General features: G+C 44.8%; 10 protein-coding genes. 8 read left to right on the top strand and 2 right to left on the bottom strand.

The window, feature by feature from the left end:
* Positions 1 to 38: 38 nt before the first annotated feature.
* Together aceF and aceE are read right to left on the bottom strand one after the other, a co-directional pair.
* On the bottom strand, positions 39 to 1958 hold the full coding sequence (gene aceF / locus EBI00_RS09375; protein ID WP_123095669.1) for a dihydrolipoyllysine-residue acetyltransferase: 1920 nt from the start codon (positions 1956 to 1958) through the stop codon (positions 39 to 41).
* A gap of 95 nt (positions 1959 to 2053) precedes the next feature.
* Positions 2054 to 4720 carry a pyruvate dehydrogenase (acetyl-transferring), homodimeric type gene (gene aceE / locus EBI00_RS09370; protein WP_123095668.1) on the bottom strand — a complete coding sequence of 889 codons (2667 nt, stop codon included), beginning with the start codon at positions 4718 to 4720 and terminating at the stop codon, positions 2054 to 2056.
* Positions 4721 to 5594: 874 nt separating this feature from the next.
* Between aceE and nadC the strand changes: the two genes are divergently transcribed.
* The 8 genes from nadC (at position 5595) to EBI00_RS16245 (ending at position 13607) form a co-directional block, all read left to right on the top strand.
* Complete coding sequence (gene nadC, locus EBI00_RS09365) at positions 5595 to 6449, top strand: carboxylating nicotinate-nucleotide diphosphorylase (protein ID WP_123095667.1); 855 nt, start codon at positions 5595 to 5597, stop codon at positions 6447 to 6449.
* Positions 6446 to 7636: an acetate/propionate family kinase gene (locus EBI00_RS09360; RefSeq protein ID WP_123095666.1), complete on the top strand. Its 1191-nt coding sequence runs from the start codon at positions 6446 to 6448 to the stop codon at positions 7634 to 7636. Before nadC ends, EBI00_RS09360 begins: the two co-directional genes overlap by 4 nt.
* Before the next feature lie 41 nt (positions 7637 to 7677).
* Positions 7678 to 9768, top strand: coding sequence for a phosphate acetyltransferase (gene pta / locus EBI00_RS09355; RefSeq protein WP_123095665.1), 2091 nt, complete (start codon positions 7678 to 7680; stop codon positions 9766 to 9768).
* Between the two features lie 159 nt (positions 9769 to 9927).
* Positions 9928 to 10302, top strand: a complete 375-nt coding sequence (locus EBI00_RS09350; RefSeq protein WP_123095664.1) for a hypothetical protein — start codon at positions 9928 to 9930, stop codon at positions 10300 to 10302.
* Between the two features lie 57 nt (positions 10303 to 10359).
* Positions 10360 to 10815 (top strand): pilin, encoded by a 456-nt coding sequence (locus tag EBI00_RS09345; protein ID WP_123095663.1) that lies wholly within the window; start codon positions 10360 to 10362, stop codon positions 10813 to 10815.
* The gene (locus EBI00_RS09340; protein ID WP_123095662.1) at positions 10812 to 11771 is read left to right on the top strand and encodes a GspE/PulE family protein; all 960 of its coding nucleotides are present in this window, start codon (positions 10812 to 10814) and stop codon (positions 11769 to 11771) included. The genes EBI00_RS09345 and EBI00_RS09340 overlap by 4 nt, the downstream gene beginning before the upstream one ends.
* The gene (locus EBI00_RS09335) at positions 11758 to 12822 is read left to right on the top strand and encodes a type II secretion system F family protein (protein ID WP_123095661.1); all 1065 of its coding nucleotides are present in this window, start codon (positions 11758 to 11760) and stop codon (positions 12820 to 12822) included. Before EBI00_RS09340 ends, EBI00_RS09335 begins: the two co-directional genes overlap by 14 nt.
* Positions 12822 to 13607 (top strand): prepilin peptidase, encoded by a 786-nt coding sequence (locus tag EBI00_RS16245; protein ID WP_123095660.1) that lies wholly within the window; start codon positions 12822 to 12824, stop codon positions 13605 to 13607. Before EBI00_RS09335 ends, EBI00_RS16245 begins: the two co-directional genes overlap by 1 nt.
* Positions 13608 to 13610 lie beyond the last annotated feature (3 nt).

Genomic DNA, 13610 nt, shown 5'->3' with positions numbered 1-13610 from the left:
AAACTGTCAACCTATTTTAGGACGACACAAACGATTAACTACAACGATAAGCGACGAACATCACTTAACAAAGCATTCAGGTAAGTCATGAAGCGACCTGCATCACCACCGTTAACCGCTCTGTGGTCATAAGACAGACACAATGGCAGCATGGTGCGAGGCACAAACTCTTTACCATTCCAACGTGGTTCAATGTCGGCTTTAGAAACACCAAGAATACCTACTTCAGGTGCATTGACGATCGGTGTGAACCCTGTTCCACCAATGGCACCTAAGCTAGAAATAGTAAAACAACCACCCTGCATATCTGCTGACTTAAGTTGTTTCGCTTGGGCTTTCTTAATCAATTCATTCGCTTCTTTCGCGATTTGAATGATGGACTTCTTATCTGCATCTCTTAACACAGGAACAACAAGACCAGCCGGAGAATCTACCGCAATACCAATATGCACATAATGTTTCTGTACATAGCTTTCGCCATCAGACATTAGAGACACATTAAAGCTTGGGTTTGCCACCATCGCTTGCGCAACCGCCTTGATCAAGAATGGAAGCGGCGTCAACTTAACACCTTGTTTTTCCATCTCACCTTTCAAGTCTTTACGGAAAGCTTCAAGATCAGAAATATCCGCTTTATCAAACTGTGTTACATGAGGAACGACCAAAGCATTACGAGTCATATTCTGCGCCGTTAAGCGCTGAATTTTACTCATGGTAACTAGCTCAACTTCACCAAACTTACTGAAGTCTTGATCCGGTACGGTTGGTAAACCAGAGCCGGCTGCCACAGGTGCTGACACGGATTCTGCCTTACTAACCGCATCTTTCACATAAGCATGAAGATCTTCTTTCAAAATACGACCGCGAGGACCCGTAGGGCGTACCATGGATAGGTTAACACCCAACTCTCTCGCTAACATACGTACAGCAGGACCAGCATGAACCTTCTTAGAAGGTTGCGACAGTACAGCCGACTCTGAAGGCGTTCCGGATTGCGCTTTTGGCGCTTTTGGTGCTTCTTGCTTAGGCTGCGAAACAGGTAAGCTAGACTGAGCCTTCTGCTCCGACGCTTTCGGTGCTGAAGATGTTTGAACTTCACCTTCAACTTCAAGCTCAAGTACCAAGTCGCCTTCTGACACCTTATCGCCAACTTTAACAGAGACCGATTTTACAGTTCCAGATTTAGGCGCAGGTATCTCCATTGAAGCCTTGTCTGTTTCCAGAACAATGATAGAGTCACCTTCCTCAACTTTATCACCCGCTGAAACAGCCACTTCAATAACTTCAACGCCTTCCGCACCACCAATATCAGGCACTTTAACAGAATCAACACCACCAGAAACGGGAGCCACTGCAGGCGAAGACGTTGGTGCTTCTGCTTTACTTTCTGAGGCGACAGGAGCAGATGACTCTGTTGTGATCGTCAAAATGTCCGCACCTTCAGAAACCGTATCACCAACCTTGATAGAAATTTTACCTACCTTGCCAGTAAATGGAGAAGGAATATCCATAGAAGCCTTATCAGTTTCTAATACAATTAAAGAATCCCCTTCTTCAACCATATCACCTTCTGACACACACACTTCAATCACTTCTACATCTGTTGCACCACCAATATCAGGCACGGAGACTTGCTCTTCACCTGAAGACACTGGCGCTGAAACCGCTGCCGATTTAGCCGGAGCTGATTCACTTTTGGCAGAATCAGAGGCGGGATTACCCTCTACTTCAATAACAAGAACATCATCACCTTCAGAAACTTTATCACCAACTTTCACCGATATACTGGTGACTTTGCCAGCCATAGAAGAAGGCACATCCATAGAAGCTTTATCTGTTTCTAGAACAATTATAGATTGGTCAACTTCAATACTATCGCCAACCTTCACACTGATTTCGATAACTTCGACGTCAGTCGCACCACCAATATCTGGTACTCGAATGATTTCAGTACTCACAGAAATCTCCTCTGTCATAATAGACGCATCAAACTTAAAAACTTATTTGGCTCATGCTTTTTCCAGCTGAGCCAAATACCTAGCTTGTCAGGCAATTAGCACGTTACTGGGTTTGGTTTTTCTGGATCTAAACCAAATTTAGCAATCGCTTCACTAACTACCGATGCGTCAATTTCACCGTCTTTCGCTAATGCACTCAAAGCAGACACCACCACCCAGTAGCGATTGACTTCAAAGAAGTGACGCAATTGAGCACGAGTATCGCTTCGACCGAAACCATCGGTTCCAAGCACGTTATAAGTACCTTTTACGAATGGACGAATCTGGTCAGCGAAAAGCTTAATATGATCGGTAGATGCAATAACAGGACCTTTACCATCAAGGCATGTTTCAACATGAGAAAGGCGAGGCTTCTCTAATGGATGCAACATGTTCCAACGACTCGCATCCAAACCTTCTCGGCGCAATTCGTTGAAAGACGTGACACTCCAAATATCTGAGTTGATACCAAAGTCGTTAAACAGTATCTCTGCAGCGGCTTCGACTTCACGCAGAATCACACCAGAACCAAGCAATTGAACTTGCTTTTTGTTGGTTTTTTTCTGATGAGACTTAAGCTTGTACATCCCTTTGATAATGCCTTCTTCAACCCCTTCAGGCATATCTTCATGAGTGTAGTTCTCATTCATGACAGTTAGGTAGTAAAAGACACTTTCTTTCTCTTGGTACATACGACGCAAGCCATCTTGAACAATGACAGCCACTTCATAAGAGTAAGTCGGATCATATGACACACAGTTCGGGATGGTACCGGCAAGAATGTGGGAGTGCCCATCTTCATGCTGCAAACCTTCACCATTTAGCGTTGTACGTCCAGCCGTCGCACCGATCAAGAAACCACGCGCCTGAGAATCACCTGCCGCCCACGCTAAGTCACCAACACGTTGGAAACCAAACATTGAGTAGTAAATGTACACAGGAATCATTGGCAAATTACTGTTGCTGTAAGACGTCGCCAATGCTAACCAAGCTGAGAAAGCTCCTGGTTCATTGATTCCTTCTTGCAGGATCTGTCCATCTGCTGATTCTTTGTAGTACATCACTTGGGTGTGATCGTGTGGCGTATAACGCTGACCTTCAGAAGAGTAAATTCCTAATTGACGGAACATACCTTCCATACCAAAGGTACGAGCTTCATCGGCAACAATTGGCACGACACGCTTACCAATCTTCTTGTCTTTTACCATCACATTCAATGCACGCACAAATGCCATGGTTGTTGAAATCTCACGACCATTAGTGCCAGCGATCTGTGCTTTGAAAGCCTCTAGAGAAGGTACTTCAAGCGCTTCGCAGTCACGACGACGGACTGGGAAATCACCGTGCAATTCTTTACGGCGAGCACGCAAGTACTGCATCTCTGGACTGTCTTCTGCCGGACGGTAGTAAGGCAAGTCTTTCAGCTCTTCATCGCTGATCGGAATACCAAATTTGTCACGGAACTGAGCCAAAGACTCTTCGTCCAATTTCTTGGTTTGGTGAGCCGTATTTTGCGCTTCAGCGGCTTTAAACATACCGTAACCTTTGACGGTTTGCGCCAAAATAACAGTAGGTTGACCTTTATGAGACGTTGCTTCAGCGTAAGCTGCATAGACTTTATAGGGGTCATGACCACCACGGTTAAGATTCATGATCTCGTCGTCTGTCATGTCTTTAACCATTTCAAGCAATTCTGGGTACTTACCGAAGAAATGCTCACGAGTGTATGCACCGCCATTTGCTTTGTAGTTTTGCAGCTCACCGTCACACACTTCGTTCATGCGCTTAACAAGCAATCCTTTGTGATCCTTTTCAAATAAAGGATCCCAATGACGGCCCCACAAGCACTTGATGACGTTCCAGCCAGCGCCACGGAAAACACCTTCTAGTTCTTGTACAATTTTACTGTTACCACGAACAGGTCCGTCAAGACGCTGTAAGTTACAGTTGATAACGAAAATAAGGTTATCGAGGTTTTCTCGGCCAGCTAGCGCGATAGCACCAAGAGATTCTGGCTCGTCACACTCGCCATCACCAAGGAAAGCCCATACTTTACGGTCTCCTTGATCAATCAAACCACGACTGTGCTGGTACTTCATCACGTGGGCTTGATAAATTGCCTGTAAAGGACCAAGACCCATAGAGACAGTCGGGAATTGCCAATAATCTGGCATCAACCATGGGTGAGGGTAGGAAGAAATACCTTTTCCATCTACTTCACGACGGAAGTTATCAAGCTGCTCATCCGTTAGGCGTCCTTCAATGTAAGAGCGCGCATAAATACCTGGAGAAATATGGCCTTGGAAAAAGACCATATCGGCTTCTTGTTTCTCGCTCGTGCCACGGAAAAAGTGGTTAAAGCCAATATCATAAAGCGTTGCGGCTGAAGAGAAACTGGTAATATGGCCACCCAATGTTGAATCAACACGGTTTGCCTTCATTACCATAGCCAATGCGTTCCAACGTATGATGGAGCGTATGCGACGTTCCATAAAAACGTCACCAGGCAAAGGCTTCTGATTTTCAGGAGCAATGGTATTACGGTAAGGTGTCGTGATAGACGACGGCATTGACGTGCCCGCGATAGCGGCTTCATTCGTCAAACGATTTAAAATGTATTGCGCGCGATCAGAACCTTCTTCACGAAGGACAGACTCAAGCGCATCGATCCACTCTTTGGTTTCAATTGGATCGATGTCTTCGAGAATATGCTGCTCAGTCATCGTGTTAATAACTCCCGCTATTAGAACAGATACTAACCTACCAAGATCATTAATGTGTATTTAAGTCTTGGAGGCTACTTAAACGAACCGTTGAAGCTTTCATGGACTGCCATGACTCACTCCAGCCGAAAAAACCATAAAGCGGATCTTAATAAGTGCTTTGGTTCTACTTTTCTCAATGACAAATATTATTGTTTTAGTGTCTTTTCATTGAGTCGACCACCGATGTTACAGGTTAGCTCGCTTCCTATTATAGGTTTGGTTCAACAAACCCAATATTAAGTTTCTACAAACAACTAGCTTTACTATATGTATGCAAAAAACCAAAATGCTTCTTAATTTATCGCTCCTGTTCAATGGCACGTTAAGTCGTATTTTTGATGAGATACTAGACCAGAATCGTGTAAAACCTTACTTTAAGTTCGATTTTTTCCATATTACAAGAGACAAATACGCGCATTAGATTAACACCTAATCGTCACAACGCCTAGTCACCCAATGGCAGTTTAGATAATTCGCTAACGCAGTTGGTTACTTGTAAGTAACAAACTTCTGTAGAAATAGGCCAGTATACCCTACGCAGATACGAGAAAAGGATCGATTTTGGTTCAGTCCTAACAGAGATAAACAACCTTTATTCACCTAAAAAATACAGGTGATTAACTTAGGAAATATAACTTACTTCCACCCCGCTTACCTTTCACTACAGATCTGTCGATGCAAAAAACAACTCTAGACAAATAAAACCTCATACAAAAGCATTTTTTGCGCAAATTGATTGTCACATGCCATACATGCAACCAAAACGAGACTGACGCTCATTCAATATCACGCTACAATAAGGTTTTGTTGGACGGTTAGATTAGGATAATTCATGCCCCTTGTAGATACCTTACTTTTACAGCACATGCACACCCAAGTCGCTTTCGCCATTGCGGAGGATGTAGACTCTGGAGACATTACTGCCCAACTTATTCCAGACGATCATCAAATAACAGCCACCGTAATTAGTCGAGAAAAAGCCGTTTTATGCGGACAAGCTTGGGTAAATGATGTTTTTGCTCAACTTGGCAACCAAGTGAGTTTGGACTGGCATTACAATGAAGGAGATTGGTTACCTGCCAATACGCCTTTTTTAACCCTAAAAGGACACGCTCGAACCATTTTAACGGGCGAGCGCACAGCATTAAATTTTTTACAGACCCTATCGTACACCGCCACTATTTCTAGGCAGTATTCAGACATGGTGAAAGACACTTCATTGACCATATTAGACACGCGTAAAACCATTCCTGGACTTCGCCAAGCGCAAAAATACGCCGTGACTGTGGGCGGTGGCAAAAACCACCGCATGGGTTTGTACGATGCATTCTTAATTAAAGAAAACCACATCATGGCAGCAGGATCCATTGCCAATGCCGTGAACATGGCGAAAAAAGTTGCACCAGGAAAAACAATAGAAGTCGAAACGGAAAACCTTGCCGAAGTGGCTATGGCCGTCAATGCGGGGACTGATATTATTATGCTTGATAATTTCTCTTACGAGGACATGGCAACCGCAGTCAGTCAGTTTAAAGGCCAAGTCAAATTCGAAGCATCCGGAAACATGAACCAAGAGCAATTACATAATGTTGCCAAAACTGGCGTCGACTTTGTCTCTGTTGGTGCTCTTACCAAACACATTCAAGCCATTGATCTGTCATTACGCGTATTGCAGGAAGAATCATGAAAGATAGTATCTTAGTTATTAACTGCGGTAGTTCCTCACTTAAATTTGCTGTGCTTGCCAATTCTGGACAAGAAGTTTTGGTTGAAGGAATCGCTGATCGTCTTGGATCTGAACAAAGCAGCATTACGTTTAAGCACCAAGGTAAAAAAACAGAAACGCTATTGGCTAATGGTAGCCACAAGAATGCCGTCTCTACGATTAAGCAATGGCTTAGCACCCAGCCATCTATAGAAGAGGCACTCGTAGGTATTGGTCATCGCGTCGTTCATGGGGGAGAAACCTTTAGTAAATCTGCCCTAATCAACCAAGATGTGCTGAATGGCATTAAAGAATGCGCTAAATTTGCGCCGCTCCACAATCCAGCTCACGTAAAAGGCATAGAAATAGCCTTTGAGCTCTTCCCAGGACTGCCTCAGGTAGCGGTATTTGACACGGCTTTTCACCAAACACTCGCTGCGGAACACTATCTATACCCTATTCCCATGCATTTTTATCGAGAACATCATTTTCGAAAGTATGGATTTCACGGCACCAGTTACCGATATATTAGCCAACGACTGGCCGAAGTCGCTAAAGGCAGCGAACAGCAGGGAGTATTGGTTGCGCATCTTGGTAACGGTGCCAGCACTTGTGCTATCCGCCATGGGCTCGCCAGCGATACCAGCATGGGCATTACCCCACTTGAAGGCTTAATGATGGGCACACGTTCTGGCAGCTTAGATCCCAGTTTGCTGTCCTTTATTGCCCAAGCTGAGCACATCACAATGGATGATGCCCTCGACATTCTTAACAAGAAGAGTGGCATGCTTGGCGTGTCCGAAATATCAAACGATTGCCGAACGCTTGAAGAAGCCATGAACTCTGGCGATCAAAGAGCTAAGCTGGCCTTGGACATGTTCGCCTCTCGCACAGCAAAACACTTAGCCAGCGTGGCGACTTCGCTAGACAGTGTGGATCATTTGGTTTTTACGGGCGGCATTGGAGAAAACTCAAGTTACTTACGCCAAGAGATTTGCAGACAGTTAAAAGTCCTGAATATCAGACTTGACCTAACGCGAAACAACAATGCACCACGTGGTGACACTTCGACCATCAGCCCTGAGGGTGATTTACCCAAAGTATGGATTATCCCAACCAATGAAGAATTAATGATTGCGCTGGACACCATCAGTCTAATACAGCACTGAAAGCCTTATTTTCTGTTATCAAATTTTAGGATTATTTCACTATGCCAATCAATGTATTAATGACAGTTCCTACCGGCCCAGGGGTTGGTTTAACCTCTGTATCTGTAGGACTTGTTCGTGCCCTTGAGCAACAAGGGTTAAAAGCCAGCTTTTTCAAACCCATTGCTCAACCTCAGCCCGGTGACAAGGGGCCGGATAAATCTACCGCTATGGTCGCTCAAGGCTCCACATTGACGCCTGCAGAACCCATCCCTTTGCACGAAGCAGAGCGTTTTTTATATAACGACAACATAGACGAGCTGATGGAAGAAATCGTTGGACGCTTTCAAGCCAGTGTAGAACCAGATTCAACCGTGATCGTCGAAGGGCTTGCTCAAATAGCAGGTCATCCCTATGCAACAAGACTAAACAAAGCCATTGCCAGAACACTGGATGCGGGTCTTGTGTTAGTTACCGCACCCAATAAGATGCGCGTCAATGAACTGGAGCATCATGTTGAAATTGCAGCTGGATCCTATGGTGGTATTAAAGCGGCGGATGTCATCGGGTGTATTTTAAACAAAACCTCACCTGGCTCACTTGGCGTCAAGTCTTATGGTGACCTTTTTGCTCAGCGCGGTATCTTTAAGCGCAATTTCAGTTTACTGGGGCAAATTCCAAAAGCAGATGAATTGACGTACCCGCGAGTAAAAGACGTGGCCGACTTCCTCGGCGCTCGTGTCATTAATGCTGGAGAAATTGACTCTCGACGTGTCCAATCGTACACCCTGTGTGCTCGTGGCGTTGAAAACATGCTTGAAGCTTTACGCCCTGGTGTGCTGGTTTTCACACCAGGCGATAGAACAGATGTCATCATGGCAACGGCCATTGCTGCTCTTAATGACATTAAAATAGCGGCCTTAGTATTGACTGGGGGGTACCAGCCTAGTGAGTCGTTAATGGCACTGTGCGGCAAAGCCATGGCCAAGGGCTTACCCGTTTTATCTGTCGAATCGAATAGCTGGGAAACGGTTATCAACATGCAGTCGTTTAACCAAGAAATCCCTCTTGATGACAAAGAACGTGTGCTAATGGTGAAAGAGCACATTGCTCGCTGCATCGATCATGATTGGATTAATTCGTTTGCGATGAACCAGGACGAAAGAAAACTATCGCCGCCTGCTTTCCGTTTCCGTGTGATTGAGCTAGCTCGATCCTTGAACAAACGCATTATTCTTCCAGAGGGTGAAGAAATACGCACGATACAAGCAGCCTCTATTTGCGCTGAGCGAGGCATTGCACGCTGTACCCTGCTTGGTAACGAGAAAGAAATTCTACGAATCGCACAAAACAATGGCATTGAACTGAGCCACGGTGTTGAAATACTGAACCCTAAAAGCATCCTTGAACGTTATGTCGCCCCCATGGTTGAATTACGAAAAAGTCGTGGATTAACAGACATAGTGGCTCGGGAACAGCTAGAAGATAATGTGGTACTGGGCACTATGATGCTGCAAGTGGGTGATGTTGATGGCTTGGTATCTGGCGCCGTTCACACCACAGCGAATACGATTCGCCCAGCACTGCAGTTAATTAAAACATCCCCGGATGCCAGTCTGGTCTCATCCGTTTTCTTTATGTGCTTACCGGATCAAGTCTTAGTATACGGTGACTGCGCCATTAACCCTGACCCAACGGCGGAACAATTAGCCGAAATTGCGATTCAGAGCGCCGATTCCGCCGCTGCTTTTGGTATCACGCCTAAAGTTGCCATGATCAGCTACAGTACGGGTGGATCAGGCACGGGTAACGATGTCGATAAAGTCAGAGAGGCTACTGCTATCGCGCAGAAGTTACGACCAGATTTGTTAATTGACGGCCCCTTGCAGTATGACGCTGCTATTATGGAAAAAGTGGCCAAACAAAAGGCCCCAGACAGTAAAGTAGCAGGCAAAGCGACCGTGTTTATTTTCCCTGATCTAAACACGGGCAACACAACCTACAAAGCGGTTCAAAGAAGCGCTGACGTTGTCAGTATTGGCCCTATGTTGCAGGGTATTCGTAAACCTGTTAACGATCTATCCCGTGGCGCACTGGTTGACGATATAGTGTATACAATTGCGATTACCGCGATTCAAGCCGGCCAAAACTAAAAACTAAACTTGCTTACGTCGCATTTGATGCTAGCTATTACAGCTATCATCAAATGCGAATCCCTTTGCTCTTTCCTCAAAAACACTTTCTGCTCGAAAATTGGACATCCTAGTCACAGCCTACTAATATGAAATATCTTTATCGGATTGGTGGTTTATATGTCTGGAAGTCTTCCTCATGTGATTGCGCTTGCCAACCATACTTTTACTCCGGTCGTAACCCCTGGTTATACTACGTTTGATTTAAGGTCAGACGAAGACACCAATATGGCCGCACTAAACGCTCGCAACGCCAAAGCGTCTAGCGATCATATTGTTACGCTCTCTGAAGAAGGCCAAGCACTTGCACAGCGCGATAAAAAAGCCATTGAAGACGATATACTCAACCGCCAAGAGGACTTAAGTCTTGAATTAGAGGAAGAATTTATAGAAGATGATGAAGGTACGATAGTCCATGCCACTCACAAGGAGGTTAAAATAGCCAGCTATCAAGAAGAACAACCCGCAGGAAAATTACTGGATCAAATCGTTTAGTTTATACATTTTATTTATTGGCAGGATGCCAATTGTCAAATCTTCAAGGAGTGAAGAATGTTTCATAATCGCCTTTCTGTACGTGGCTTTACGCTGCTTGAGCTCATGGTCGTTATCGCCATCATATCAATTTTAGCAAGTTTCACAGCCCCCTCACTGACACGTCAAATCACCAAGGCTAAGCTCATTGAAGCTCAAAACATAGCCACTCAACAGCAATCATTGGTGGAAGAATTTATTCTTTTAAATGGTCGTTTCCCAACCCAATCACAGCTTGATGACATTAGCCAACCTCTCAATACAGGCTCGGTTGTGAAAGAAATCACCATCAACAACGCAAACGCAACAGCGGGTGCCATCAAGCTCTCCCTTGATGACAGCATTAGCAACACAGAAGGTCCACACCTCACCTACTCCAGAGATGAAAACAGAAACTGGCAATGCACCTCTAATTTGACCGCAAATGTGCTACCAGAACAGTGCGACAGCGCAACAGAGGGGACTCAAGGATGACTCTGGAAGAAATCATCGCCATCGCCGTTAACCAGCAAGCCACGGATATCCATATTGAGCAAACAAGTCTGTACACAAAGATTTATCAGCGGCGCTATGGCGCTCTCAAAACAATGGCTCAATTACCGACGGGAGGTAACTTAATAAACCGTATTAAGATGCGTGCCAATCTAGATTTATCCGAAACTCGACGCACACAAGAAGGGCAATTTGTTTTTGAGGAAAAACATCGCAGTACATTTATTCGTGTCAGTATCATAAACACGGTAAAAGGCGAAAAAATCGCTATGCGCTTGTTACCAGAAAAAAACAGATTGGCACTGGATGATATCGGCATACAAACCGCCCTTCATGACAAACTGCTGACCACGCTTGACTTAGCGAGCGGCTTAATCTTTGTTTGTGGTGCCACTGGGGCCGGTAAAAGCACAACCTTATACTCCTGCCTTGACAAATTAAACACAGGCAATAGAACCATCTTTACTATTGAGGATCCGGTGGAGTATGAAATTGAAGGCTTGTTTCAGTGCGAACCTAACCCCGCTATTGGCTTAGACTCTGCGGCTCTTTTGAAATCTTTTTTGAGACAAGATCCAGATGTCATCATGGTGGGGGAAATACGGGATGCAGTTACAGCAAACCTCGCGGTTAATGCAGCCCTCACCGGACACCTAGTGCTGGCTACTTTACACACTAATTCAGCGCTTGATGCTATTCATCGTTGTCATGGCTGGAAGGTGGATTTTTTTTCATTAGCCAGTGCTCTAAAGCTGATTATACATCAATCCATGCACTACCGAGGCGATACCCAACAAGCTATTTTTAACGGCCTACAACCTCTTTGGGAAACATCGCTACCTAAAGATTATGACACACTGACAGCGACACCAAGCTTGTGGCAATCCTTTCCCTATTCAGACAAGCAAGCAAACGAGGTGAACAATGCCTTGGTATAAAGTCCAATACCAAAATGGTTCTGTCGACTATCGACACTCTCTCTCTAAAAGCAAACTTGTCTTCGATTGCGTCCGAAATGGGCATTGGGATGTATCCATTTCGAAATGGAAAGCACAAAAAATGGACTACTTGTTGCTAAAAACTTTTTATGAAGAAATTCAGAGCGCCCTCCACTCGGGCTTGCAACTCAACCAAGCTATCTCACACTTCACTCAATCAGCAGATCAAGCCAAAATTGCTCCCATCAGCTCAGCCATACTAGGCCAATTGCACGAAGGTGTGCCCTTTAACGAAGCTCTGGCCCGGTTAACTCAGCCCACTGCCGCCCCATATTGCCAACTATTAAACTCACAAGGTTCTCGAGAAGACTGTGAGAAAAGTTTAGCCATGGCAATACATCAACTCGATACCTTACTAGAGTGGTCAAAACGATTACTTAAAACACTGATTTATCCTTTTAGTATCATACAGTTGGCGCTAATTATTTTAATCGTAAATCGTGCCTTACAACCCACGGAACCAACACACACTCAGCTGAGCCTGCTGTATGACTTAATGCTGTACTTTGTGTGCAGCGGGATTCAGCTGGTCATATTACACCGTTTACACCAAGGCCATGCATGCCATTGGTTAGAAAAATGCAGCCAGACTTTTAGACTAACGAAACTGTTTTCTCTGCTCAGTACGACCAGAAAAACAGGCATCACCTTACAAGATGCCCTAAAAATCATGCCCGACTATTTTGATCACCAACCGATAAAACAAGAGATTCAACGTGCTTACTTCACATTAAGACTAGGAAAAAACTACGCGGCTAGTTTTCCCAAGGCTTGGTTTCCTGGAGGAGCGGCCATTGCCCTTCACTCTGCCGAAAAAGATGGTGATATTGAGCGAGCACTCATACTGGCCACAAAAGAACATGAAAAACGTTGGCAAAAAAGCATTTCACTGCTGGAAAAACTCATCCCGGCCATTTGTTTACTTATTGCAGGTGGGGCCGTGGCGGCAGCACTCGTCACCTTGTATGCTCCCTTACTTGAGATAACCTGATGCTGACGGACTTTTTTGATTACCTTGTTTATTGCAGTATTGTTTTATGTGTTGGCAGTTTTGCCGCCGCATATACCGTCCGCTGGCCTATTAAAAGTAGATATTTATGGGAAAAAGAAGCCCACCATATACTTTCTCTGCCCTTTAAACAGGCCGCCCCGACACTGATCACAGCAAAACGATCCCACTGTGTTCACTGCCATCATCCGTTACCTTGGTACGACCTTATCCCCATTGTGAGTTTTGTATGGTTAAAAGGGAAATGCCGATCTTGCCAACACCCACTGTCACTTCGTTACCCAATCATTGAGAGCTTACATGTCATTTTCTGCCTGCCTTTACCTTGGCTGACCGACAGTCTGTATGAACTCTTGCTACACTCCTGCATCATAAGTGCATTGATCGTTGCAGCAACCATCGACCTTGAGCATAAGTTGATACCAGATGAGTGCAATGGGCTCATTTTATTCGCTTCTTTGTTATTGAATTTGTCTTCTGACCACCTAGAAAGCAGCGTAATGGGCCTCTTGATTGGTTTCAGTCTGATCTATTTTTTGAGAAAGGGGTATTTGATCGTTCGGCAGTCCGAGGGTATTGGGCTTGGCGATGCAAAATTATTGGCGGCACTTGGCGCTTGGCTTGGCGCTGCACACCTTCCACTCTTGTTACTCGGTGCAAGCGTTAGCGGAATCTTATACACTGTGCTTTCAAATAAAAATCGACAGGATTACATGGCATTCGGTCCATTTTTAATTTTCTCTGCCATGTGTGTATTTTATTTATAATGT

Origin of the sequence: Marinomonas hwangdonensis (assembly GCF_003721245.1) — a bacterium.
In the GTDB taxonomy this organism is placed as follows: domain Bacteria; phylum Pseudomonadota; class Gammaproteobacteria; order Pseudomonadales; family Marinomonadaceae; genus Marinomonas; species Marinomonas hwangdonensis.
Note: the sequence above shows the minus strand (reverse complement) of the source record. Positions and strands in the feature narration are given on the sequence as shown.